Here is a 22722-nt window from a genome sequence, read left to right on the forward strand (position 1 = left end):
AATTCTGCCCAAGCAGAAAGCCCCCCGGTGATTTTTCAGTCGCGGGGGGCGTTTGACATTGAGGTTTTTTATCATGTCCAGATCACATTCCCAGGACGATCGCGGTTCAAGTCACCGCCTGCTGAGGGTGGGGGAGAATATCCGCCACGCCCTGTCGGAAATATTGTCCCGCGAGGAATTGCAGGACGAGGCCCTGAAGGGCGTCTCGGTAACGGTCACCGAGGTCCGCTGCAGTCCCGACCTCAGGAACGCCACGGTCTATGTGATGCCGCTCGGCGGGGTCCATGAACAGGATGTGGTCGATGGCCTCAACCGGTGCAGCAAATTCCTGCGCGGTCAGCTGTCCCGCCATGTGCGCATGAAATACCTGCCGAGACTGAAGTTCCAGGCGGACAGCAGTTTTGGCGAGGCGGACCATATCGAACAACTTCTGCACAGCCCGCGTGTCGCCCGGGATCTTGGGCCGCGGGACGAGGAATCGGAAGAAGACTAGTGGGCAGGAAACGCAAGGGTCTTAAAATTGACGGCTGGCTGGTCATCGACAAGCCGCTGGGTATGACCTCCACCCAGGCAGTCGGCCGGGTGCGACGCCTGACCAATGCGGCGAAAATCGGCCATGGCGGCACCCTCGATCCGCTCGCCTCCGGCATATTGCCGATCGCCCTGGGGGAGGCAACCAAAACCATTCCTTTTGTCATGGACGCGCGCAAGACTTACCGCTTCACAGTGACCTGGGGCGAGGAGCGCAGCACCGATGATGCAGAAGGCGAGATCGTCGCCCGGTCCGATCACCGTCCGACCGCGGCAGAGATCGTAGCGGTCCTTCCGCAATTTACCGGTACAATCCTGCAGCGTCCGCCGGCCTTTTCCGCCATCAAGGTGGATGGTAAACGCGCCTACGACCTGGCCCGCGCCGGTGAAGAAGTGGAACTGAAAGAACGGGAAATCACCATTTTCTCCCTCAGGCTTGAGGCGTTTGAAGAAGGCGCCGCCACCTTCGAAGTGGAGTGCGGCAAGGGCACCTATATCCGGTCCCTGGCCCGCGATTTGGCCCATGCGCTGGGGACGGTCGGCTATGTTTCCATGCTGCGGCGCACTAAAGTAGGCTGCTTTGGGGAATCAGTGTCGATTTCACTGGATAATCAGGACGATTTGGTCCATAGTGCGCCGCTTGAGGACCGGATTCTTCCCGTTGAGACCGTGCTGGACGACATCTTGGCACTGGCCGTAACGGAAGAGGAGGCGAAGCGCCTGCAACAGGGGCAGAAACTCACGGTTCCCAACTGCACCACAGGACTGGTCCGGGTCACCTGCAACGGCAAATTTATTGCCCTGGCGGAATGCGCGGAAAATATCCTGAAACCGGTGCGGGTTTTTAACTTATGATTTAAGGAGTATATGATGTCGATTACTGCAGAAAAGAAACAGGAACTGATCAAGGAATACGCCACCGTTGACGGCGATACCGGTTCTCCCGAAGTCCAGGTTGCAATCCTGACCGAACGGATTGTAAATCTTACCGAGCACTTCAAAACTCATGCAAAAGATAATCACTCACGTCGCGGCCTGCTGATGCTCGTCAACAAGCGTCGTCGCCTGCTTGATTACCTGAAGAAAAAAGACGAGGCGCGTTATCAGTCCCTGATCAAGCGTCTTGGCCTGCGTAAGTAAGGCCGAAACAGGATAAAAAGTGCGGCCATAGGGGTCGTGCTGGATATTCAGGGCGGGCCGGCGGATAGGCTGCCGGTCGCCGCTTGGATATCGTAAAAAGGTTTGGATATGTTTGATATACATCGCAAGGAAATAAACTGGGGGGGTCGTCCCCTCGTCATTGAAACAGGACATTTCGCCCGTCAGGCTGACGGCGCCGTTATGGTGTCCTACGGGGAAAGCACTGTGCTGGCAACGGCTGTCGGTGCCAAAAAAGCAAATCCCACGGTCGACTTTTTCCCCCTGACCGTGAACTATCAGGAAAGAACATATGCCGCGGGTAAAATTCCTGGCGGCTTTTTTAAACGGGAAGGTCGCCCGAGCGAAGCGGAAACCCTGATTTGCCGCCTGATTGACCGCCCGATCCGCCCGCTGTTTGTGGACGGCTACAAGAATGAAACCCAGGTTGTGGCCACTGTGACGGGCTATGACCTTGAGAACCAGACAGATATTCCGGCCATGATCGGCGCCAGTGCGGCCCTGACCCTGTCCGGCCTGCCGTTCATGGGCCCCATCGGGGCGGCCCGCGTCGGTTACATCGACGGCGAATATGTACTGAACCCGACTGTTGACCAGATGGAAGAAAGCGAACTCGACCTGGTGGTTGCCGGAACCCATGACGCGGTGCTGATGGTGGAATCACAGGCCAGCGAGCTGAGCGAGGAAATCATGCTCGGCGCCGTTATGTTCGGTCACGAACAGATGCAGCCGGTGATCAAGGCCATCATCGAACTGGCCGAGGTTGCTGCGCGCGAACCCATGGAGCTTCCCGAAAAGGCGGACAACAGCGACCTGATCGCCAAGATCGCCGAACTGGCTGAAGCTGACCTGCGGGCCGCTTACGGTGAAACCGTGAAACAGACCCGGAGCACCAAAGTCGCCGAAATCAAGGATCGTGTGAAAGCGGAACTGGTTGAGGAAGGCGACGATGTCCAGGCGCTGCTGGTCGGCGGCCTGCTGAAGGACCTGGAAAAGAAAATCGTCCGTGGCGACATCCTGAAAACCAAGAAGCGTATCGACGGTCGCGACCTGGATACGGTTCGCCCGATCGCTTCTGAAGTGAACGTCCTGCCGCGTACCCATGGGTCGGCCCTGTTCACCCGCGGTGAAACCCAGGCCCTGTGTGTGGCCACACTGGGTACCGGCGATGACGAACAGTTCATCGACGCCTTGGGCGGCACCTACAAGGAAACCTTCCTGCTGCATTACAACTTCCCGCCCTATTCCGTGGGTGAAGTTGGCCGCATGGGCGGCACCAGCCGTCGCGAAGTCGGCCACGGCAAGCTGGCCTGGCGGGCGCTGAAGGCAGTGCTGCCGTCTCGTGAGGAATTCCCCTACACCCTGCGCCTGGTCTCCGAGATTACGGAATCCAACGGGTCGTCCTCCATGGCGACGGTCTGCGGTGGGGCACTGGCGCTGATGGATGCCGGTGTGCCGATCAGCCGCCCCGTCTCCGGGATTGCCATGGGCCTGATCCTGGAAGGCAGTGACTATGCAGTTCTGTCCGACATCCTGGGTGACGAGGATCACCTGGGTGACATGGACTTCAAGGTGGCCGGAACTTCCGAAGGGATTACCTCCCTGCAGATGGACATCAAGATCGCCGGTATCACCAAGGAGATCATGGAAGTGGCCCTCAACCAGGCAAAGGGCGGTCGTGCCCATATCCTGGACGAAATGAACAAGGCCCTGTCCGGTGCCCGGACTGAGATGAGCGAGCATGCCCCGCGCATCGAGACCATCCAGATCAACAAGGAAAAAATCCGTGAAGTCATCGGTACCGGTGGCAAAGTGATCCGCGAAATCTGTGAAGTGACCGGCGCCAAGGTGGACATCGAGGACGACGGCACCATCAAGGTGGCTTCTTCCGACGCCAAGGCCATCGAGGCCGCCCTGAAATGGATCGAAGGCATTGTTGCCGAGCCGGAAGTGGGCAAGATCTATGAAGGTAAAGTGGTCAAAACCGTTGATTTCGGCGCCTTTGTCAACTTCCTCGGCAGCCGTGACGGTCTGGTTCACATCAGTGAAATGGCCAAGGAACGTGTCGGCCAGGTCACAGACGTGGTCAAGGAAGGCGACATGGTCAAGGTCAAGGTGCTGGGCATCGATGACCGCGGCAAGGTGCGCCTCAGCATGAAAGTTGTTGACCAGGAAACTGGTGAAGATCTTTCTGCCGACAAAGAATAACCGTTTCTAACGGTTAAATAACGCCTGAAAGCGCCAGATTACTTGCAACGGAGGGAGTTTCTCTCCATATATTAAAGCAAGGCTGGCGCTTTTTCCGGCTTATCAGACGAGGTAATGTGGGTAATGAAGTCAATTGAACCGCTCATGATATCGGGCAAACGTGTTCTTCCGCTGGTGGAAGGCGGTAAAGGGATCTCCGCCACCAACGGAATCAGTTCCGGTGCGTGGGCGGCTGCAGGCGGCGTCGGCACCGTTTCCTGCGTCAATGCGGACAGCTATGACGAGGACGGCAACGTCATTCCCCAGATTTATCACGGCAAGACCCGTCAGGAACGCCACCAGGAACTGATCCGCTATGGCATTGACGGTGGCGTGACCCAGATCCAGCGGGCCCATGAAGTGGCTGGCGGCGAAGGGCGCCTGCATATCAATGTGCTGTGGGAAATGGGCGGCGCCGAAGCGGTCCTCCAGGGGGTTCTGGAGAAAACCAAGGACCTGGTGCACGGCATTACCTGCGGTGCCGGCATGCCGTACCGGTTGAGCGAAATCGCGGCCAAATACGGTGTTTACTATCATCCGATTATTTCTTCCGCCCGGGCCTTCGGCATCCTGTGGAAGCGGGCCTACAAGAAATCTGCCGACTGGCTGGGCGGCGTGGTCTATGAAGATCCGTGGCTGGCCGGCGGCCATAACGGTCTCAGCAATGCGGAAGACCCGCGCAAGCCCCAGGATCCCTATCCCCGGGTGGCGGCGCTGCGCAAGCTGATGAACAGCTTCGGCCTCAATCATGTGCCGATCATCATGGCCGGCGGCGTCTGGTATCTGCGCGACTGGGAAAAGTGGCTGGACAACCCGGAAATCGGCCCCATCGCCTTTCAGTACGGCACGCGCCCGCTGCTGACCAAGGAAAGCCCCATTCCCGAGAAATGGAAAGAAGCGCTGCTGACGCTCAAGGAAAATGATATCCTGCTGCACCGGTTCAGCCCGACCGGCTTTTACTCTTCGGCGGTCAAGAATGATTTCCTGAACGAATTGACGGAGCGGGAACAACGGCAGATTCCGGCCAGCGCCAAGGCCAACCCGGAGGAAGGCTTTACCGCCGAGCTGCAGGTGGGCAAAAAGAAACATTATGTGCGTCCGGACGATGTGTCCAGGGCGGAAGACTGGATTGCCCAAGGCTTCGGCGAGGCGCTGAGAACGCCGGATGACACCCTGGTGTTTGTATCCGCAGAAAAGGCGGCGGAGATCCGTCAGGACCAGCGGGATTGCATGGGCTGTCTCAGCCAGTGTAAATTTTCCAACTGGTCGCAGGTGGAATCACAGAATTATTCCACCGGCAGGAAGGCCGATCCGCGCAGCTTCTGTATCCAGAAAACACTGATGGATATCGCCCACGGCGGATCAGTGGACAACAATCTGATGTTTGCGGGGCATTCGGCCTATAATTTCGCCAAGGACCCCTTTTACAGCAATGGGTTCGTCCCGTCGGTGAAGCAGTTGATCGATCGAATCCTGACCGGGGACTAGGAAAATCGGTTACCCGCAGGTAAAAAATTTCCAATATTTACTATTTTCTGGTAATTTGGAACGTATATAAAAGGGCGGATAACAGCCCACGGGGCAATGTTAAGTATCAGGAGAAGTAGAGGTGTCCAAGATTAACAGGGAAAGACCATATGCACACGCGCTGAATAAACTGCGTGATGCCGGTCTGCGTCCCACGCGTCAGCGCCTGGCGCTGGCCAAACTTCTGTTTGACGGTCATGACCGCCATGTGACGGCGGAAATGCTCTATGAAGAAGCCGGCATTCTGAGCGCAAGTGTTTCGCTTGCCACGGTGTATAACACCCTGCATCAGTTCACGGATGTTGGCCTGCTGCGGGAAGTGGTGGTTGATTCCGGCCGTACTTATTTCGATACCAACACGTCGGATCATTATCACTTTTTCCATGAAGAAGACGGTCGTCTTGAAGATGTGCCGCTCGAGGCCGTAGAAATCGCCAGTCTGCCCAAGGCTCCGGCAGGCAAGGAATATTCACGGGTCGCGGTTGTCCTTCATGTGAAGGACGCCGAACAGTAAAGATGAATGGGGACTGGCCCGACCGGGTCAGTCCAGTTCCTCCCCTTCCAGGGTGCCCCACAGGCTGTCTTGCCGGGTCCATCCCTTGAATCCCTGGATATCAAGCCTGCACCACCCGCTTTCACATTCCAGAAGTTCGCCGATGACGCCGCCTTCGGCCACCACGGTGACATCTGACTCCCGGTCGGGTTTTTCGTAAAGCGCCAGGTTCTGGTCGAGGATGAGGACCGTCCGGCGACTTGACACCAGTGACCCCCAGATCCAGCCGGTCGCCCCTTCGGAATCAATAAACTTGCGCCATTCGCCATACTCGGCAACCACCTTGACCGGCAGGCCTCTTCGCTTGAAAATCCATTTGATGGGATATTGCCGGTCCGGCCCGGTACGCACATTCACCGTATCCTTGGCCAGGGACACAAACCGCGGCACCGGATAGCCCGATTTGCCGATCACCACCTTCTCCTTGGCCGGGGCGGTGGCAGGGCAAACGATCACCAATGCGCAGAGCAAAAGTGCCAGCAGCTTCCGGAAACCATACTTTCTTCGGGCGGTCATATCGGTCCTTTCTCCCTCTCCTAGATTTATGTCGCTGCGGGAGGCGTTCGTCAAGGGACAAGAATGTTTACTGGTGAGTAGATTTCTTTGCTCTAGACATTTGAAAGTAGGAGAAACTTCTGCTAGAGATTGATCTTAAGAGGATTTGTGTCACACCCCTCTCCGATATACAGGAAAATGAGAAAACGGAGCCGCCGGATGTCTTCCAGAAAGCCATTGGTTATTGTCACGCGAAAATTGCCGGACCCCATCGAAACGCGGATGATGGAGCTTTTCGATGTAAAGCTCAATCTGGATGATCATGCCTTTTCCACCACGGAAATGATCGAGGCGGTCAAGGAAGCGGACGTGCTGGTGCCGACGGTGACCGACCGGATCGATGCCCGGATCCTGGCCCAGGCGGGACCGGACCTGAAACTGATCGCCAACTACGGCGCCGGGGTGGACCATATCGACCTGGCCAGCGCCCGCCAGCGCGGTATCACCGTGACCAATACCCCTGGGGTATTGACCGAGGACACCGCCGACATGACCATGGCCCTGCTGCTGGCTGTGCCGCGCCGCCTGATTGAAGGGGTGGAGCTGCTGCAGTCCGGCGACTGGAAGGGCTGGGCGCCCACCGGCATGCTCGGCACCCGGATCTGGGGCAAGCGTCTGGGAATTATCGGCATGGGCCGGATCGGTGCCGCCGTGGCCCGCCGGGCCAAGGCCTTCGGCCTGTCCATTCATTACCATAACCGCCACCGCGTTTCCCAGGATGTGGAGGAGGAGCTGGAAGCGACGTATTGGGAAAGCCTGGACCAGATGCTGGCCCGGATGGATATCATTTCCGTCAACTGCCCGCATACGCCGGCCACCTTCCACCTGCTGTCCGCGCGCCGGCTCAAGCTGCTGCAGAAACATGCCTATATCATCAACACCTCGCGCGGCGAGGTGATTGATGAGAACGCCCTGATCCGCATGCTGAAGGCGGAACAGCTGGGCGGCGCCGGCCTTGATGTGTTCGAGAACGAACCGGCCGTCAATCCCAAGCTGCTGGAGCTGCCCAATGTGGTGGCCCTGCCGCATATGGGGTCCGCGACCCGGGAAGGCCGCAATGACATGGGGGAAAAGGTGCTGATCAATATCAAGACCTTTGCCGACGGCCACAATCCGCCGGACCGGGTGCTGGAAGACTGGTCCTAGCCGAGGCCCGGAAACTCCAGCGGACCGAGGTCGGGCTCGACCCAGCCATATCTTGCCGGTACCGAAAACAGCAGCTCTTCACTGTAATAGCGAAGCGGGAAATCCTTGTCGCCATAGGGGCCGAGGATCAACCGGTTGAGGTTGTCGACATAGTCGGTGTCCGGTGCCGGCTGCTCGATAAAATGGCTGATGGCCTTCAGGTAAAACAGGGTGATGGTTTCATGGTAGCCGTCGCTGTCTGAATTGGGCGTGCCGACCGATGTATTGTGGCGGCGAATAATGCCGGGCATGTCGATGAGGCATTTTTCCAAGCCATGGCGGTTGAGCAGGCAGTAGCCCGCCGCGAGGTGTCCCTCGTGGGTCCATTCCGCCCTGGGCAGGCATTCCGCACAGAGGCGGTCGGTCAGTGAGTCAATCTCTTCCCGGCTGGCAAAGGTCTGTCTGTCTGTCATGATCCTCCCCCGTTCATGGTTGGTTATGGCTTGCTGCAATAGGGGCAGCCGGGATCCTTGGGCAGTTTTATTTTCCGCATGCCCGTGCCCAGCGCGTCATAAATCACCAGCTTGCCGGCCAGGCTGTCGCCCAGCTCCAGAAGTTCCTTGAGCACCTCCACCGCCATCAGGGTGCCGACCACGCCGGCCACGGCGCCGAGGATGCCCTGTTCGGCGCAATTGCCGATATTGCCCGGGTCTTCCGGCACCAGGCAGCGGTAGCAGGGCTTGTCTGCTTCGTAGCCCTTAAAAGTCGCGAGCTGGCCGTCGAACTGGCTGAGCGCGCCGGAAACGAGCGGTTTTTTCTGTTTGAGGCAGATATCGTTGACCAGGAAGCGGGTGGAAAAATTGTCGGTGCCGTCCACCACCAGGTCGTATCCGGCGATCAGCGGCTCGGCATTGTCGGCTGCCAGGCGCAGCGGGTGCTGGATCACCTGCACGTCCGGATTGAGCCGGGCCACCAGGTCCGCGGTGCTGGCGGTCTTTGGCGTCTCCAGCTTGTCGGTCATATGAATGATCTGGCGCTGCAGGTTGCTGAGGTCGACGACGTCATCATCAACAACGCCAAGGGTGCCGACCCCGGCAGCGGCAAGATACATGATCAGCGGGCTGCCCAGCCCGCCGGCGCCGATGACCAGCACGCGGGAGGACAGCAGTTTCTGCTGTCCCGCGCCGCCCACTTCCTTGAGGATGAGATGGCGGGCATAGCGCTCCAGCTGGTCGTCAGTCAGAATCATGTGGGGGTTCTTCGTCTTCGTCCTCGTCAGGCAGCTCTTCATCAGGGGGCGCGATGACATAGATGGCATTTTCGATGGCGAGCAGGTCGGCGGGGCCGTGAACTTCTTCGCCGTTGCAATAGACAGAGAATTCCTCCAGGCCGACAGCCCGGGCTTCGGCCAGGAAGCGGTCAATGGTCACCTCGCTCAGCGGCAATGTGCATTCACTGCCGCTGACGCGCAGGATGGCGACCGCTTCGTCGGCCTTGCTCACATCTAGACTCCTTCGAACAGGGCGGTGGTCAGGTAACGTTCCGCAAAGGACGGAATGATGACCACGATCTGTTTGCCTTTCATGTCTTCCCGTTCTGCCAGCTCCAGGGCAGCGGCAAGGACGGCGCCGGAGGAAATGCCGACCGGAATGCCTTCTTCCCGGGCGCAGCGGCGGGCGAATTCAAAGGCGGTTTCATTGCCGATGGTCAGCACTTCGTCAATATATTCGGTGGCCAGGATCGGCGGTACAAAACCGGCGCCGATGCCCTGGATCTTGTGCGGGCCGGGCTGGCCGCCGGACAGGATCGGACTGTCTTCCGGCTCGACCGCAACAACTTTCAGGTCTTCCTTGCGGGCTTTCAGGGTGCGGGCGATACCGGTCAGTGTCCCGCCGGTGCCGACGCCGCTGACGATCACATCCACCTTGCCGTCGGTGTCGTTCCAGATTTCCTCGGCCGTGGTGATGTCATGGATGGCCGGGTTGGCCGGATTGGCAAACTGCTGCGGCATGATGGCGTTTGGATCTTCCTGAACCATTTCCGCGGCCCGGGAGATAGCGCCTTTCATGCCCTTTTCCGCCGGCGTCAGTTCCAGGTTGGCACCCAGCAGGGACAGCATCTTGCGACGTTCGATGGACATGCTTTCCGGCATCACCAGGGTCAGGTTATAGCCCTTGGCGGCGCAGACAAAGGCCAGCGCGATCCCGGTGTTGCCGGAGGTCGGCTCGATGATTCTGGTATTTTCGTTGATTTTCCCCTGTTTTTCCAGTTCGGCAATCATGGAGGCGCCGATACGGTCCTTGACCGAAGCCAGCGGGTTGAAAAATTCCAGCTTGAGGAGGATTTCAACACCGGTCCCCGCATTCATTTTATTCATGCGCACCAGCGGCGTGTTGCCCAGGGTCTCGATAATATTGTCGTAAATTTGCCCCCGACCTTTGGTGCCTGTTTCAGTTACGGTCATTTTAGCCTCCTGATGAATGTCTATTAGTCTGTACGGCTTTCAGTATCTATTCGGTCTGTTGCTAGATTGTGAAAACGAATTCCTTGTCGGAGTCAGACTCGACTCCTTTGAGTTTGGCCCGCTCACAAAGATCCTGCAACGTGATATTATCCAGTTTATCCATAATTTCCTGGTTCAGTTCGTCCAGCAGCGGGTTGATCACCTTGGTGCCGAGATCGGACTGGGAAACGAATTCGGTCTTGATGTTTTTGCTGTCCAGTTCATTGATGACCCGGACGATTTCTCCCACGGTGATGCGCCGCCGCTCCTTGGCCAGGAAATAGCCGCCTTTGGGCCCGCGCACACCCTTGAGGATGCCGGTGCGGACCAGCTGCTGCATGACCTGTTCCAGATAGCGTTGGGGAATACCCTGTCGCTTGGTGATATCCCGGCTCTGGACCGGATTGACCCGGCCGTTGTAGGCAATATCGGCAACGGCTTCCAGGGCATAGATCATTTTTTTGGTCAGTCGGAACATGGTTTTCTCCCTGCCTCAGGTGCCCGTGCCGGTGGACCCGAAGCCACCGCTGCCGCGGGCGGTCTCGTCCAGGCTGTCGCGCTGGTCCCAGCTGATCTGGGTGACCGGGGCAATAACCATCTGGGCAATACGCATGCCGCGGGTGATGGTGAAATCCTCGTCGCCATGATTGATCAGGATGACTTTGACCTCGCCGCGATAATCTGCGTCGATTGTCCCGGGCGTGTTGAGGACAGTGACGCCGTTTTTCCAGGCCAGGCCGGAGCGGGGCCGCACCTGGGCCTCAAAATTACCGGGCAGGGCCATGGCGAAGCCGGTCGGGATCAGCTTGCGCTCCCCGGGCTTGAGCACTACTTGCTCGCCTTCAGCGACAGCGGCCATCAGGTCCATGCCGGCGCTGTGTGAAGTTTCATATTCCGGCAGTTTCAAGCCCTGTCCGTGTTCAAGAATCTGTATACCTACATTTGACATTATCTTCCCCTCGGCCTGTTATCTGAAGTGTTTTTCTATTTCCGCCGCCAGCTGGGCGGCGATCTGTTCCTTGTCCGCTTCCGGCCAGGAAACCTCGCCCTCCGCGGTGATCAGGGTGACGGCATTGCGATCGCCGCCCATGACGCTGCCGCCCTCACCGAAGGACACATCGTTGGCGACAATCCAGTCGCAGTCCTTGCGTTCCCGTTTGGCGCGGGCATGTTCGGTGACATTTTCCGTTTCCGCGGCGAAACCAACGACCAGGTCGGGCCGGCTCTCTTTGAGCGCAGAAAGGGTTTTCAGGATATCCGGATTTTCCACCAGATGCAGGTCCGGCAGCCCGTCTTTCTGTTTCTTGATTTTCTGACCGGCAACACCCTCGCTACGCCAGTCGGCCACGGCGGCGACACAGACGGCTGCGTCCGCCGGCAGGGCGCCTTCCACAGCGGCCAGCATGTCGCGGGCCGATTCCACGTCAATCCGTTCCACCCCGTCGGGGCAGTCCAGCGCGGTCGGTCCGGACACCAGGGTGACACGGGCGCCGAGCCCGGCCAGGGCGGCGGCAAGGGCATAGCCCTGCTTGCCGCTGGAGCGGTTGGCGATATAGCGGACCGGATCAATGGGCTCGTGGGTCGGACCGGCGGTGACAATGACATGCTTGCCGCTGAGCGCGCTCCCCGCCCGGCGGCTTTCGAAAAATTCCTCAACGGCGCGGACCATATCCGGCACCTCGGCCAGCCGTCCGGCGCCCACTTCGCCGCACGCCAGGTCCCCGGCCCCGGGGGCAATTACCTTGATTCCGTCCTCCTGCAATTGCTTGAGGTTGCGCTGGGTCGCCGGATGCTCCCACATTTTGGTGTTCATGCTGGGGGCGATCAGTACCGGTTTGTCGGTGGCCAGCAGCGCGGTGGTGGCCAGGTCGTCGGCAATGCCGGCGGCCATTTTCGCCATCAGGTCGGCGGTGGCCGGCGCCACCAGTACCAGATCGGTTTCCCGGGACAGGCGGATATGGCCCATTTCCGCTTCGTCGGTCAGGGAGAAGAGGTTCTGGTAGACTTTTTCTTCCGCCAGGGCGCTGACCGACAGCGGGGTGACAAACTGCGCCCCGCCTTTGGTCAGGACCGGCCGGATCCGCACACCGCGTTCTTTCAGGCGCCGGATCAGCTCCAGCACCTTGTAGGCGGCGATCCCGCCGCCGATGATCAGCAGCAGTCGCTTGTTAGTCAGGATATCAGTCATTAACGAACTTCATTGCAGATAAATCAGCAAAAATTTTACACCCGAGACAATCTAGGTCTGCCTTTGTGGAAAATCAATATTTTACCGCAAAATAAATGTTAATTAAACAATATGTACAGGACATAACCCGCCACTCCGGCGGTAAGGGCGCCGGCAAAGCCAAGCAGGAAGGGTTTGTAACGGCTGCCGTTTTGGCGACCGCTGGTCAGTTGCTGCATATGCCGGGCGGCATCGGCGATCTGTTCCAGGTCTTCCACCAGCTTGGGCACTTTTCGCGCCGCCGCGAGGATGGTTTCCGCCACTTCGCGAATCTGTGCCTGGGGCCCCAGGTTGTTGCGCATCCATCTTTCGATGATCGGGCGTGAAGTTTCCCACATATTGATGCCGGGATAAAGGTCGAGCGCGACACCTTCCGCCGTCACCATGGTTTTCTGCAGCAGCAGGAGCTGCGGCTGGGTCTGCATGTTGAAGGTCTCGGTGGTTTCAAACAGCTGGGCCAGCAGCTTGCCGATCGAGATTTCATTGACCGGTTTGCCGATCACCGGATCGCCGATCGCCCGCAGCGCCTGCTTGAACTTGTCCAGCGACTGGTCCGGCGGCACATAGCCGATATCGAAATGGGCCTGGGCGATGCGATCATAATCCTGGTTGAGGAAACCCAGCAGAATCTCAGCCAGGGCCCGCCGGGTCTTGCGATCCAGCCGTCCCATGATTCCGAAATCGATGGCGGTGATTTTACTTCCTTCCCGGGCGAACAGGTTGCCCTGGTGCAGATCGGCGTGGAAGAAGCCGTCGTCCAGGGCCTGGGCCAGGAAGGTCTGGACCAGGTTTTCGGCCAGGCGGCGGCGATCGATCCCGGAGGCTTCAAGGGCGGCCTTGTCGGAAAAGGCGATGCCTTCCACCCATTCGGTGGTCAGCACCTGCCGGCCGGTGCGGTCCCAGTCCACTTTCGGCACGTCATAGTCACTGTTGTAGGCCATATTCTCCCTGAGCTGGGACGAGGCGGCCGCTTCATAGCGAAAATCCATTTCCACGGAAATGGTTTCGGAAATGGTCTCGATCACCTTGGTCGGCCTGAGGCGGCGTGACTTGCGGGAAAAACGCTCGACCAGCCGGGCCAGCCATTCGAAACTTTCCAGGTCGCGGGCAAAGGCCTGCTCGATTCCCGGGCGCAGCACCTTGACGGCGACCTTGCGGCCGTCGGTGGTGGTGGCCCGGTGCACCTGGGCCATGGAGGCGGCCGCGACCGGTTCCACTTCGAAATCGGAATAAAACTCAGAGATATCTCCGCCCAGTTCGCGGGCAATGATTTTTTGCGCTTCCTCCCCCGGGAAGGGCGCGACCCTGTCCTGCAGACGCATCAGGTCCAGCGCCACCTCGGCGCCGATCAGGTCCGGCCGGGTGGCCAGGGCCTGGCCGAATTTAATAAAGGTGGGGCCAAGGCTTTGCAGCGCCAGCACCAGGCCGGTATTGGGTTCTTCGTCCGCTTTGGGAGGACGGATTCGCTTGATGGTTTTGAGCTGGTCGAGGGCGCCGGGTTTTTCCCCGAACAGGTTCAACAGGTCCGTCAGCGCATCATATTGAGCCAGGGTATAGCCCACCCGGACCAGGCGGCCGATATGACGGAGGCTGCGGAACATGTCAGATCCGCCATCCCGAATGAAGCGCAACCACGCCGCCGGTCATGTTGCGGTAGGTGACCTGCCGGAACCCGGCTTCTGCGATCATGCTTTTGAATTTTTCCTGGGACGGGAAGCGGCGGATGCTTTCCACCAGATACTGGTAGCTGTCCTTGTCGCCGGTGATCCACTGGCCGAAGCGGGGAATCAGTTCGAAGCTGTAGACGTCATAGAGTTTTTCCAGCACCGGCAGGTCGACCTGGCTGAATTCCAGGCACAGGAAATGGCCGCCCGGTTTCAGCACCCGGTAAGCTTCGCGGAGCGCCTGGTCGATATTGGTGACGTTGCGGATGCCGAAGGCGATGGTATAGGCGTCCATGCACTGGTCCGGCAGGGGCAGGGTTTCGGCATTGCCGCACACCCAGTCGATATGGTCGAGGATGCCCCGGTCAATTGCCCGGTCGCGACCGACGGTCAGCATATTGTCATTGATGTCACAGACGGTGACGTCCGCCGGATTCTCCACGTTGCCGGGGAACTTGCGGGCGGCTTCCAGGAAGCGAAAGGCAATATCGCCGGTGCCGCCGGCCACATCAATCAGCTTCATGCCCGGCTGCGGGCGCAGCACCCGGATCATCTCGTCCTTCCACAGCCGATGCATGCCGGCGCTCATGACATCATTCATCAGGTCATATTTGCGGGCCACATTGTCAAACACATTGCGCACCAGGCCCTGCTTGCTTTCCCGCTCTACGGTGCGGAAACCGAAATGGGTGGTTTCGCTCTGGTCTTTTATCGGCTCTTCTGTATTCTTCTCGCTCATGGCTCGGAACATAGCCCACTCGCGGGGTCTGTTCCAGCATATTGTTGCAGGATAAGGAAGAATCAGGAGGGCGAATGCCTGAATTACCAGAAGTGGAAACCGTATGCCGGGGAATCGCCCCGGTGCTGGAAGGCCGAACGCTGGTCCGGGTAGAGCAGCGCCGGGCCGACCTGAGGTTTCCCTTTCCCGACCGGTTCGTCGAACGCCTGGAAGGACAGACGGTGGAGCGCATCAGCCGGCGCGCCAAATATATCCTCGCCTCCCTGTCCTCGGGAGAGGTGCTGATCATTCATCTCGGCATGTCGGGGCGCATGACCCTGATACCGGCAGCGGAAATGAAGGAGTTCACGCCGGGCAAGCACGACCATGTGATTTTCGAGACCGACCGCCACGACCTGGTTGTCTTTAATGATCCGCGCCGCTTCGGCCTGATGGACCTCTGCCCCGAGCAGGAGCTGTCCAGCCACAAGCTGTTTGTCGGCATGGGGCCGGAACCGCTGGGCAATGAATTCAACGAAGAATATCTGTCGGAAAAATTCCGCGGCAAGAAAACATCTGTAAAAGCGGCCCTGCTGGACCAGCGGATTGTCGCGGGACTCGGCAATATCTATGTCTGTGAGGCATTGTTTTATGCCGGTATCTCGCCGAAGCGCCAGGCCGCGTCAGTGGCGGGAAAGCGGGCGGCGAGGCTGGTACCGGCGATCCGGGATGTGTTGCAGCGGGCCATCGCCGCCGGGGGATCCACCCTCAAGGATTATGCGCGGGTGGACGGCGAACTGGGGTATTTCCAGCATAATTTCGCCGTTTACGGCCGGGAGGGCGAGCCCTGTCCGAAAAAGGGTTGTACCGGGACGATCAAGCGTATTGTCCAGGGCGGCCGCTCCACATTCTATTGTCCTGTCTGCCAGGGTTAGCTATGCTGGGCCCGATGATTACACCCCGGAAAATATCTCTGATCATGCTATTCCTGGCCAGCCTGGCGCTGGCTTTGCCGGGTTTTGTCGTGCCGGCTATGGCCCAGGAAGAGAATTTCATGGAAGACCTCGACCTGCCGCTGTTTCCCGGGACAAGCGAGGTGGAGGAAGAGCGGGTTGTCTTTGACAGCCCGGGTGGCCGGATCATCAAGGCCATGGCGACGGGACCGGTGAGCGCCCAGGCGGCCTATGACTATTACCGGGTCGTTGTGCCGTCCCTGGGCTGGGATGTTTCGGAACAACCGGTGCCCGAGGAGCAATGCGAGGAAACCGCCCAATATTGCCTGGTGGCGGTGCGGGACGACGAATCCCTGGTCATCACAATTTCATTTGATCGCCAGACGGTAATTCGCTATTCAGTTACTCCTGAGTAACAAATTCCCCAGGGGCTTGAGTGGCGGTGACGCCTGTGCCGCCTGACAAAAAAGGAGAAAAAGCATGTCCTATGAAATGATTCTGGTAGACCGGAAAGAGCCAGTTGGTCTCATTACCCTGAACCGGCCCGAGGCCCTGAACGCCCTGAACGGCAAACTGATGGACGAGATGACCAAAGCCCTGCGCGCCTTCGAGGCGGATGACGAGATTCGCGCTATCGTCATTACCGGCAGCGAGAAAGCCTTTGCCGCCGGCGCCGACATCAAGGAAATGCAATCCAAAGGCTATATGGACGTGTTCAAGGAAGATTTCATCACCGCCAACTGGGAAGAAGCCACCCGCTGCCGCAAACCGATCATTGCCGCCGTGGCCGGCTATGCCCTGGGCGGCGGCTGTGAACTGGCCATGATGTGCGACTTTATCCTGGCGGCGGAGAATGCCAAATTCGGCCAGCCGGAAATCAAGCTGGGCGTGATTCCCGGCGCCGGCGGCACCCAGCGCCTGACCCGTTTCGTCGGCAAGTCCAAGGCCATGGAGATGGTCCTGACCGGCCGCATGATGGATGCGGAAGAAGCCGAACGGTCCGGCCTGGTCAGCCGCATTGTGCCCACCGACCAGCTGGTGGAGGAGGCCCTGGCGACAGCGGGCAAGATCGCCGAGCTGTCCATGCCGTCCGTGATGATCGCCAAGGAATGCGTCAACAAGGCCTATGAAACCACCCTGGCGGAAGGCGTGATGTTCGAGCGGCGGATTTTCCATTCCCTGTTTGCCACAGAGGACCAGAAGGAAGGCATGTCCGCCTTTGCCGAAAAACGCACGCCTGAATTCAAGCATAAATAGTTCAAGCATAAATAACGGCGAACAGTAGCGAATTCTGACAAGGAAAAGGCGGCCTGGCCGCCTTTTTTGCTGCTTAATCGCCCGGTGTGCTGTTTTTTGTGGAGAATCTGGTTAAAATTACCCCGGAAGGGTGAAAAGCTTGTTGACCTTGCCCACGGGCATGTTTATAAGCCACGACTTGAAAATTAATCAAAAGGTTTTGAGGCTGGCGATTCTCCGGCTGCCGGGAAAATAAGACCCCGGGCACAGCAAGATGTAGAACGCAGCCCTAGAGAAAGATAGGTTTACCTGATGGCAAATACTTTACAGGCCAAGAAGCGAGTACGTCGTAACGCAAGAAAAGCTGATGTTAACAAATCCCGCCGCAGCCGGATTCGCACTTTTGTGAAAAAAGTCGAACTGGCCCTGGAAGCCGGCAATGCGGAAGAGGCCCGCGAGGCCCTGCGCCAGGCTCAGCCGGAACTGATGCGTGGTGTGACCAAAGGCGTCCTGCACAAGAAAACAGCGTCCCGCAAAGTTTCCCGTCTGGCAAAACGCGTCAAAGCGATCTCTGCCTGAGGCATTTCCGAGTCGCCGGCTGGCCGGCTGAAAAATGGCTCGAAAACGGCTTTTAAAAGCTGCACCTTTGATGGTGCGGCTTTTTTTGTGGGAAAGCTCCCGGGGTGGCGACAGATAATTTCAGGTGTTCTTTTTTGCCAGACCCCGGATTTCGTGACAACCACAACATCTTGTGGGTACCCCCCAAGTCAAGCCATATAGAGAGAATTTATTTGCACTTGCGACCATCGAATCAGTTGACCGCCACGGGCTCTGAAATGTAGGCTTGTCTTTCCCCCTTCAAGAGGGAAATCGTGTGACGGACCGGTCATAATTAATGGTGCCGCCAGGCCCTTAAAAAATACCGCCGTTGTGCAAGTCATACCCCCTCAGACCGGGGGTATTTTCTGGATTTTTAGTGATAAACCGCACATTTTGCGCGGCAGGGATTTTTTGATTGTTTAGCTATCCGGTCCTGAGGCCGGACACAGGTGGGTAAGGGAAGAATGACGGGATTTGCCGGCGACGTTTCTGTGGAGGAAACCTGGGAAGCACTGAAGACCAGTCCGGATGCTGTTCTTGTGGATGTAAGAACGGATGCGGAGTGGAATTTCGTCGGCATCAGCGACCTGAATGCCCTGGGCAAGCAGCCTGTGCTGATCAGCTGGCAGGTCTATCCGTCAATGCAGGTCAATCATGATTTTGTCGCCATGATGCAGGAACAGGGAATCGAGAAAACCGCCCCTGTCTATTTCCTGTGCCGGTCCGGGGTGCGCTCGCGGGCGGCGGCGGAAAAGGCGGCGGCCGAAGGATACCAGGCCACCTACAATATTGCCGGGGGATTCGAGGGGGACAAGGATAATAATCAACATCGGGGCAGGATGAACGGATGGAAAGCGGCAGGGCTTCCATGGATTCAGCAGTAAGGGGAAGAAATGCACAATAACAAGGGGTTAAAACCGGACGTCGGTTTTGAGGGTGTGGGAAGTGATATGGAACTCCAGTGGTCCCGGGTTCTGGAAAGACTGAAAACGGAATGCGAAGAAGGCGTTTTTAACAGCTGGTTCAAGCCTCTGGCGCTGGTCAATGTGGACGAAGGCTGTGCCGTGATGGCCGCCCCGACCCGTTTTATGCGCAACTGGCTGCAGTCCAACTATGCCGAACGAATCCGCCAGGCCTGGAGCAAGGAAAACCCTGACGTCACCGACATCAGCATTATTGTCCTGTCCGGCTTCAAGTCCGCAGAACCGCAGGGGACCCTGCTGGACAATGATGAACAGGATGAAGCCCGCCCGTCCGCCAGTGAACGGAAACAGACCGCTGCCGGCCGCAAGCCGAAGGCTTCCGGCGAAACCCGGGTGGTGCAGAATAATTCCGGCACTGAATTCGGCGCCCCCCTTGACCCCCGCTTCACCTTTGACAGCTTTGTGGTCGGCAAGTCCAACGAACTGGCCTATGCGGCGGCCCGCCGGGTGGCGGAAAATACCGCAGTCCATTTCAACCCGCTGTTCCTGCACGGCGGTGTGGGCCTGGGTAAAACCCACCTGATGCACGCCATCGCCTGGGCCAACAAGCAGATGTTCCCGGAACGCCGGGTGCTGTATCTGTCGGCGGAACAATTCATGTATCAGTTCATCAGTTCGATCCGTTTCAAGGACACCATGTCCTTCAAGCAGAAGTTCCGCTCCGTGGACCTGCTGATGATCGACGACCTCCAGTTCATCGCCAACAAGGAATCCACCCAGGAAGAGTTCTTCCATACCTTCAACGCGCTGATCGACCATCATCACCAGGTGGTGATTTCCGCCGACCGCTCGCCGACTGACCTGGAAGGGATCGAGGAGCGTATCCGCTCCCGCCTCGGCTGGGGCCTGGTGGCGGACATCCATCCCACCGACTATGAACTGCGGCTCGGCATCCTGCAGCAGAAGGCCAACAGCGTGCCCGAGGTGGAGATCCAGACCGAGGTGCTGGAGTTCCTGGCGAAAAGGATCACCTCCAACGTCCGCGAACTGGAGGGGGCGCTGAACCGGATGGTGGCCCATGCCACCCTGATCGGCCGGCCCATCACCATGGAAATGACCCAGGAGGTGCTGCAGGACCTGCTCAGGGCCAATGACCGCCGGGTGACCATTGATGAAATCCAGCGCCGGGTAGCCGACTATTTCAACATCCGCTTGTCGGACCTGCTGTCCTCGCGCCGGGCGCGCCAGGTGGCGCGGCCGCGGCAGATCGCCATGTACCTGGCCAAGGAGATGACCTCAAAGTCCCTGCCCGAGATCGGCCGGAAGTTCGGCGGCCGGGACCACACCACCGTCATGCATGCGGTGAAGCGGATTGACGAGCTGCGCCAGACCGACAGCGTGCTGGAAGAGGATATCCTCCATCTGGAGCGGATTTTCAGCACCTGACGGAGGTGTTTCTGACCCGTTTTTCCCTGTTTTCCGGCGCTCCCTGTGAAGCGCCGGTTTTCGTTCAGCGACTCGGCGAAAATCCTTGCAAAAATGCCTTTGACCGGGGCGGGCTGTATGCTAGTCTGAGACAGGAAAAGAGTGGCCTGACGGACAGGGAAGAATGCCGCGTTTTGCGAAGGAGGCAAACAGGCTGAAAACCGGTCCGGTTTCGATCGCAGAAGGGGAGAATCCGGCCGCACTTTCAATGGTTTGTTTTATATATAAAATGAGAAGCGCGATTAAAAAATGAAGCTGAATATCGAACGCGGTGCCTTACTGAAATCCCTTGGCCATATCCAGAGTGTTGTTGAGCGCCGGAATACCATTCCGATCCTGTCCAACGTTCTATTGGAAGGGGAGCAGGGTCATCTGAACCTGGCCGCGACGGACCTTGACCTTGCCATTTCCGAGACCGTGCCCGGGGAAACGTCAGAGCCGGGCGGTATCACGGCGCCGGCGCATACGCTTTATGACATCGTGCGCAAGCTGCCGGAAGGCAGTCAGGTAGAGCTTTATTACGATATCGACACCCAGCGCCTGTCCATCAGCGCCGGCCGGTCGCGTTTCACCCTGTCCTGCCTGCCGCGGGAGGATTTCCCGGTCATGAATGAAGGCGACCTGCCGATCAACTTCCGGCTCGCCAGCATTGACCTGAAGCGACTGATCGACAAAACCCGTTTCGCGGTCTCCACCGAAGAAACCCGTTATTACCTGAACGGCATCTATATCCATGCCACCGATGATGACGAAGGATCGCCGGTGCTGCGCGGCGTGGCCACGGACGGTCACCGCCTGGCCCGCTTCGATATGGAGCAGCCCGACGGCGCGGTCAACATGCCCGGCATCATCGTGCCCCGCAAGGCGGTGGGCGAGCTGCGCAAGCTGATCGACGAATATGAGGGCGATGTGGATGTGGCCCTGTCCGAAACCAAGATCCGTTTCTCCTTTGCCGATATCGTGCTGACTTCCAAGCTGATCGACGGCACCTTCCCGGACTACACCCGCGTGATTCCGGAAGGCAACGACCGGGTCATGGAAATTGACGCCAAGCAGTTTGCCGAGGCCGTGGACAGGGTGTCCACCATTTCCACCGACAAGACCCGTTCCGTGAAACTGTCCATTGGCGAGGGAAAACTGCAGCTGTCCGTGAACAGCCCGGAGCATGGCACCGCGACCGAGGAGCTGGGCTGCAGCTACAGTTCCGAAGACATGGAAATCGGCTTCAACTCCCGTTATCTGCTGGATATCCTCGCCCAGATCAACGGCGATATGGCGGAAGTCCTGCTGGCGGATTCCACGGCGCCGACGGTGCTGCGGGATATGACAGATGAAGGGGCGCTGTATGTCCTGATGCCCATGCGGGTATAACTTGGGCCGCCGCGAGAAAATTTTGTCTGGCGACAGAAATGAACATAAACCTGCCGGAATGCCACGGCCTCCGGCAGTTCTGGCTGGATTTTTTCCGCAGTTGCCCGACGTATCAAATGTAAGGGGCATATCGGACGTTTAATATGCTGAAGCAGGAATCCCCGATCATAGTGCAGGAAACTTTGCCGCCGAGAGTGGCAGTGGAGCGGTTGCTGCTGACGGATTTCCGGTCTTACGAGTGTGCGGACATTCGTCCCGACGGCCGCAATGCGGTCTTCATCGGTCCCAACGGCGCCGGCAAGACCAATCTCCTGGAGGCGGTGTCCTTCCTGGCGCCCGGTCGCGGGCTCAGGCAGTGCAAGCTGTCCCAGGCGACGCGCCTTGGCGCTGCCGGCCCCTGGGCGGTGGCGGGACGGCTGGCCACCCCGGACGGGGAGATGGAGGTGGGCACAGGCCTCGCGCCCCGTAATGGCGCAGCGCCTTTTGCCGAGAATGTGGAAGAAGGCGCGGACCGGCGCATTGTACGCATCGACGGGGAAACTGTGTCCAGCCCGGCCGTGCTCGGGGATTTTATCCAGGTGACCTGGCTGACCCCGCAGATGGACCGGTTGTTTCTGGAAGCGGCTTCCGGACGCCGGCGTTTTCTCGACCGGATTGTCGCCGGGTTCCACCCGGGGCATAGCCGGGAAGTGAATGCCTTTGAAAAGGTGATGCGGGACCGTAACCGCCTGCTGTCCGAGGGCTCTGCCGACGGTTCCTGGCTGGCGGCGCTGGAAGCCCGGATGGCGGAACATGGTGTCGCCATTGCCGCCGCGCGACTGCAGGCGCTGGACCATCTGGCCGGCGCCATCGAGGTCAGCACCTCAAGTTTTCCGCGGGCGCATCTGTCCCTGGACGGGGAACTGGAAAGCGGCCTCAGGGAGCGGCCGGCGGTGGAGGTGGAAGAAGGATATGCGGAAATCCTGGCCCGGATGCGCGGGCAGGACAGCCGCGCCGGCCGCACACTGGCCGGGCCGCACCGCACCGACCTGTTGGTGCGCCATGTGGCGAAGGATATGCCGGCGGAGCTTTGCTCCACCGGGGAACAGAAGGCCCTGCTGATCGGGATTACCCTGGCCAGCGCCCGCCTGACGGCGCTCCATTTCGGGGCGGCGCCGGTGTTGCTGCTGGACGAGGTGGCGGCCCATCTCGACGAGATGCGGCGTAGCGCCCTGTTCGATGAACTTTGGGCGATCGGCTCGCAGGTCTGGATGACCGGCACCGATCGCAGCCTGTTTGAAAGCCTGGGGGACCGGGCGGCGATCTACCGGGTGGATGACGGCCGGATCGTAAAAGCATTGTAAAGT

At 58.9% G+C, this 22722-nt stretch carries 25 protein-coding genes; 15 read left to right on the forward strand and 10 right to left on the reverse strand.

Annotated features, from left to right (window positions below; all coding sequences use genetic code 11):
* The first annotated feature begins 73 nt into the window (after positions 1 to 73).
* The 6 genes from rbfA (at position 74) to irrA (ending at position 5977) form a co-directional block, all read left to right on the forward strand.
* Positions 74 to 493: a 30S ribosome-binding factor RbfA gene (rbfA, locus tag FIV46_RS04535; protein WP_139938864.1), complete on the forward strand. Its 420-nt coding sequence runs from the start codon at positions 74 to 76 to the stop codon at positions 491 to 493.
* Complete coding sequence (gene truB / locus FIV46_RS04540) at positions 493 to 1386, forward strand: tRNA pseudouridine(55) synthase TruB (protein ID WP_139938866.1); 894 nt, start codon at positions 493 to 495, stop codon at positions 1384 to 1386. Before rbfA ends, truB begins: the two co-directional genes overlap by 1 nt.
* Positions 1387 to 1401: 15 nt before the next feature.
* Positions 1402 to 1671, forward strand: coding sequence for a 30S ribosomal protein S15 (gene rpsO, locus FIV46_RS04545; RefSeq protein ID WP_139938868.1), 270 nt, complete (start codon positions 1402 to 1404; stop codon positions 1669 to 1671).
* 108 nt (positions 1672 to 1779) lie between these two features.
* Positions 1780 to 3897 (forward strand): polyribonucleotide nucleotidyltransferase, encoded by a 2118-nt coding sequence (gene pnp, locus FIV46_RS04550; RefSeq protein WP_139938869.1) that lies wholly within the window; start codon positions 1780 to 1782, stop codon positions 3895 to 3897.
* A 123-nt stretch (positions 3898 to 4020) separates the two neighbouring features.
* The gene (locus FIV46_RS04555; RefSeq protein WP_139938870.1) at positions 4021 to 5424 is read left to right on the forward strand and encodes an NAD(P)H-dependent flavin oxidoreductase; all 1404 of its coding nucleotides are present in this window, start codon (positions 4021 to 4023) and stop codon (positions 5422 to 5424) included.
* A 130-nt stretch (positions 5425 to 5554) separates the two neighbouring features.
* Positions 5555 to 5977 (forward strand): iron response transcriptional regulator IrrA, encoded by a 423-nt coding sequence (irrA, locus tag FIV46_RS04560; protein ID WP_139940016.1) that lies wholly within the window; start codon positions 5555 to 5557, stop codon positions 5975 to 5977.
* Positions 5978 to 6004: 27 nt separating this feature from the next.
* Here the strand turns inward: irrA and FIV46_RS04565 are convergent, their stop codons facing one another.
* Entirely contained in the window at positions 6005 to 6532 is a 528-nt protein-coding gene (locus tag FIV46_RS04565) for an SH3 domain-containing protein (protein WP_139938871.1), read from the reverse strand.
* 198 nt (positions 6533 to 6730) lie between these two features.
* Here FIV46_RS04565 and FIV46_RS04570 point away from each other — a divergent pair, with 198 nt between their 5' ends.
* Positions 6731 to 7717 carry a 2-hydroxyacid dehydrogenase gene (locus FIV46_RS04570; RefSeq protein ID WP_139938872.1) on the forward strand — a complete coding sequence of 329 codons (987 nt, stop codon included), beginning with the start codon at positions 6731 to 6733 and terminating at the stop codon, positions 7715 to 7717.
* Here FIV46_RS04570 and FIV46_RS04575 read toward each other — a convergent pair.
* From FIV46_RS04575 to ubiE, 9 genes are all read right to left on the reverse strand, one after another.
* A complete protein-coding gene (locus tag FIV46_RS04575; protein ID WP_219845880.1) occupies positions 7714 to 8169 on the reverse strand; it encodes a hypothetical protein in 456 nt (151 codons plus the stop codon). The two genes, FIV46_RS04570 and FIV46_RS04575, sit on opposite strands and share 4 nt — an antisense overlap.
* 23 nt (positions 8170 to 8192) lie before the next feature.
* Complete coding sequence (locus FIV46_RS04580; protein ID WP_139938873.1) at positions 8193 to 8945, reverse strand: HesA/MoeB/ThiF family protein; 753 nt, start codon at positions 8943 to 8945, stop codon at positions 8193 to 8195.
* Complete coding sequence (locus FIV46_RS04585; RefSeq protein ID WP_139938874.1) at positions 8932 to 9198, reverse strand: hypothetical protein; 267 nt, start codon at positions 9196 to 9198, stop codon at positions 8932 to 8934. The genes FIV46_RS04580 and FIV46_RS04585 overlap by 14 nt, the downstream gene beginning before the upstream one ends.
* A 2-nt stretch (positions 9199 to 9200) precedes the next feature.
* Positions 9201 to 10160, reverse strand: a complete 960-nt coding sequence (cysK, locus tag FIV46_RS04590) for a cysteine synthase A (protein WP_139938875.1) — start codon at positions 10158 to 10160, stop codon at positions 9201 to 9203.
* Positions 10161 to 10221: 61 nt separating this feature from the next.
* On the reverse strand, positions 10222 to 10677 hold the full coding sequence (locus FIV46_RS04595; protein WP_139938876.1) for an RrF2 family transcriptional regulator: 456 nt from the start codon (positions 10675 to 10677) through the stop codon (positions 10222 to 10224).
* Positions 10678 to 10692: 15 nt separating this feature from the next.
* Positions 10693 to 11148, reverse strand: a complete 456-nt coding sequence (gene dut / locus FIV46_RS04600) for a dUTP diphosphatase (protein ID WP_139938877.1) — start codon at positions 11146 to 11148, stop codon at positions 10693 to 10695.
* Positions 11149 to 11166: 18 nt separating this feature from the next.
* Positions 11167 to 12387, reverse strand: a complete 1221-nt coding sequence (gene coaBC / locus FIV46_RS04605; RefSeq protein ID WP_139938878.1) for a bifunctional phosphopantothenoylcysteine decarboxylase/phosphopantothenate--cysteine ligase CoaBC — start codon at positions 12385 to 12387, stop codon at positions 11167 to 11169.
* Positions 12388 to 12485: 98 nt separating this feature from the next.
* Entirely contained in the window at positions 12486 to 14027 is a 1542-nt protein-coding gene (gene ubiB, locus FIV46_RS04610) for a 2-polyprenylphenol 6-hydroxylase (RefSeq protein WP_139938879.1), read from the reverse strand.
* Position 14028: 1 nt separating this feature from the next.
* Positions 14029 to 14829: a bifunctional demethylmenaquinone methyltransferase/2-methoxy-6-polyprenyl-1,4-benzoquinol methylase UbiE gene (gene ubiE, locus FIV46_RS04615; protein WP_219845883.1), complete on the reverse strand. Its 801-nt coding sequence runs from the start codon at positions 14827 to 14829 to the stop codon at positions 14029 to 14031.
* A 74-nt stretch (positions 14830 to 14903) separates the two neighbouring features.
* Here ubiE and mutM point away from each other — a divergent pair, with 74 nt between their 5' ends.
* The 8 genes from mutM to recF all read left to right on the forward strand — a co-directional run bounded on the left by mutM (position 14904) and on the right by recF (position 22719).
* Entirely contained in the window at positions 14904 to 15743 is an 840-nt protein-coding gene (gene mutM / locus FIV46_RS04620; RefSeq protein ID WP_139938881.1) for a bifunctional DNA-formamidopyrimidine glycosylase/DNA-(apurinic or apyrimidinic site) lyase, read from the forward strand.
* A 2-nt stretch (positions 15744 to 15745) separates the two neighbouring features.
* On the forward strand, positions 15746 to 16177 hold the full coding sequence (locus tag FIV46_RS04625; protein ID WP_139938882.1) for a hypothetical protein: 432 nt from the start codon (positions 15746 to 15748) through the stop codon (positions 16175 to 16177).
* 64 nt (positions 16178 to 16241) lie between these two features.
* A complete protein-coding gene (locus tag FIV46_RS04630) occupies positions 16242 to 17018 on the forward strand; it encodes an enoyl-CoA hydratase (RefSeq protein ID WP_139938883.1) in 777 nt (258 codons plus the stop codon).
* Positions 17019 to 17309: 291 nt separating this feature from the next.
* Positions 17310 to 17576, forward strand: coding sequence for a 30S ribosomal protein S20 (rpsT, locus tag FIV46_RS04635; protein ID WP_139938884.1), 267 nt, complete (start codon positions 17310 to 17312; stop codon positions 17574 to 17576).
* Between the two features lie 485 nt (positions 17577 to 18061).
* Entirely contained in the window at positions 18062 to 18481 is a 420-nt protein-coding gene (locus tag FIV46_RS04640) for a rhodanese-like domain-containing protein (protein WP_139938885.1), read from the forward strand.
* A 9-nt stretch (positions 18482 to 18490) separates the two neighbouring features.
* On the forward strand, positions 18491 to 19966 hold the full coding sequence (gene dnaA, locus FIV46_RS04645; protein ID WP_139938886.1) for a chromosomal replication initiator protein DnaA: 1476 nt from the start codon (positions 18491 to 18493) through the stop codon (positions 19964 to 19966).
* Between the two features lie 288 nt (positions 19967 to 20254).
* Positions 20255 to 21376 (forward strand): DNA polymerase III subunit beta, encoded by a 1122-nt coding sequence (gene dnaN / locus FIV46_RS04650; protein WP_139938887.1) that lies wholly within the window; start codon positions 20255 to 20257, stop codon positions 21374 to 21376.
* Positions 21377 to 21558: 182 nt separating this feature from the next.
* Positions 21559 to 22719, forward strand: a complete 1161-nt coding sequence (gene recF / locus FIV46_RS04655) for a DNA replication/repair protein RecF (RefSeq protein ID WP_379955283.1) — start codon at positions 21559 to 21561, stop codon at positions 22717 to 22719.
* Positions 22720 to 22722: the final 3 nt, after the last annotated feature.

It is taken from the genome of Emcibacter nanhaiensis (assembly GCF_006385175.1).
Taxonomy (GTDB): Bacteria; Pseudomonadota; Alphaproteobacteria; order Sphingomonadales; family Emcibacteraceae; genus Emcibacter; species Emcibacter nanhaiensis.

Bases quoted from the DNA above. Each gene is read 5' to 3' on its own strand.
- ubiB (WP_139938879.1), bottom strand. From the start codon at position 14,027: ATGTTCCGCAGCCTCCGTCATATCGGCCGCCTGGTCCGGGTGGGCTAT.
- FIV46_RS04630 (WP_139938883.1), top strand. From the start codon at position 16,242: ATGTCCTATGAAATGATTCTGGTAGACCGGAAAGAGCCAGTTGGTCTC.
- dnaN (WP_139938887.1), top strand. From the start codon at position 20,255: ATGAAGCTGAATATCGAACGCGGTGCCTTACTGAAATCCCTTGGCCAT.
- FIV46_RS04555 (WP_139938870.1), top strand. From the start codon at position 4,021: ATGAAGTCAATTGAACCGCTCATGATATCGGGCAAACGTGTTCTTCCG.
- FIV46_RS04565 (WP_139938871.1), bottom strand. From the start codon at position 6,532: ATGACCGCCCGAAGAAAGTATGGTTTCCGGAAGCTGCTGGCACTTTTG.
- FIV46_RS04575 (WP_219845880.1), bottom strand. From the start codon at position 8,169: ATGACAGACAGACAGACCTTTGCCAGCCGGGAAGAGATTGACTCACTG.
- ubiE (WP_219845883.1), bottom strand. From the start codon at position 14,829: ATGAGCGAGAAGAATACAGAAGAGCCGATAAAAGACCAGAGCGAAACC.
- dnaA (WP_139938886.1), top strand. From the start codon at position 18,491: ATGCACAATAACAAGGGGTTAAAACCGGACGTCGGTTTTGAGGGTGTG.
- rpsT (WP_139938884.1), top strand. From the start codon at position 17,310: ATGGCAAATACTTTACAGGCCAAGAAGCGAGTACGTCGTAACGCAAGA.
- rbfA (WP_139938864.1), top strand. From the start codon at position 74: ATGTCCAGATCACATTCCCAGGACGATCGCGGTTCAAGTCACCGCCTG.
- coaBC (WP_139938878.1), bottom strand. From the start codon at position 12,387: ATGACTGATATCCTGACTAACAAGCGACTGCTGCTGATCATCGGCGGC.
- FIV46_RS04595 (WP_139938876.1), bottom strand. From the start codon at position 10,677: ATGTTCCGACTGACCAAAAAAATGATCTATGCCCTGGAAGCCGTTGCC.
- FIV46_RS04580 (WP_139938873.1), bottom strand. From the start codon at position 8,945: ATGATTCTGACTGACGACCAGCTGGAGCGCTATGCCCGCCATCTCATC.
- FIV46_RS04625 (WP_139938882.1), top strand. From the start codon at position 15,746: ATGCTGGGCCCGATGATTACACCCCGGAAAATATCTCTGATCATGCTA.
- pnp (WP_139938869.1), top strand. From the start codon at position 1,780: ATGTTTGATATACATCGCAAGGAAATAAACTGGGGGGGTCGTCCCCTC.
- rpsO (WP_139938868.1), top strand. From the start codon at position 1,402: ATGTCGATTACTGCAGAAAAGAAACAGGAACTGATCAAGGAATACGCC.
- mutM (WP_139938881.1), top strand. From the start codon at position 14,904: ATGCCTGAATTACCAGAAGTGGAAACCGTATGCCGGGGAATCGCCCCG.
- dut (WP_139938877.1), bottom strand. From the start codon at position 11,148: ATGTCAAATGTAGGTATACAGATTCTTGAACACGGACAGGGCTTGAAA.
- FIV46_RS04570 (WP_139938872.1), top strand. From the start codon at position 6,731: ATGTCTTCCAGAAAGCCATTGGTTATTGTCACGCGAAAATTGCCGGAC.
- FIV46_RS04640 (WP_139938885.1), top strand. From the start codon at position 18,062: ATGACGGGATTTGCCGGCGACGTTTCTGTGGAGGAAACCTGGGAAGCA.
- cysK (WP_139938875.1), bottom strand. From the start codon at position 10,160: ATGACCGTAACTGAAACAGGCACCAAAGGTCGGGGGCAAATTTACGAC.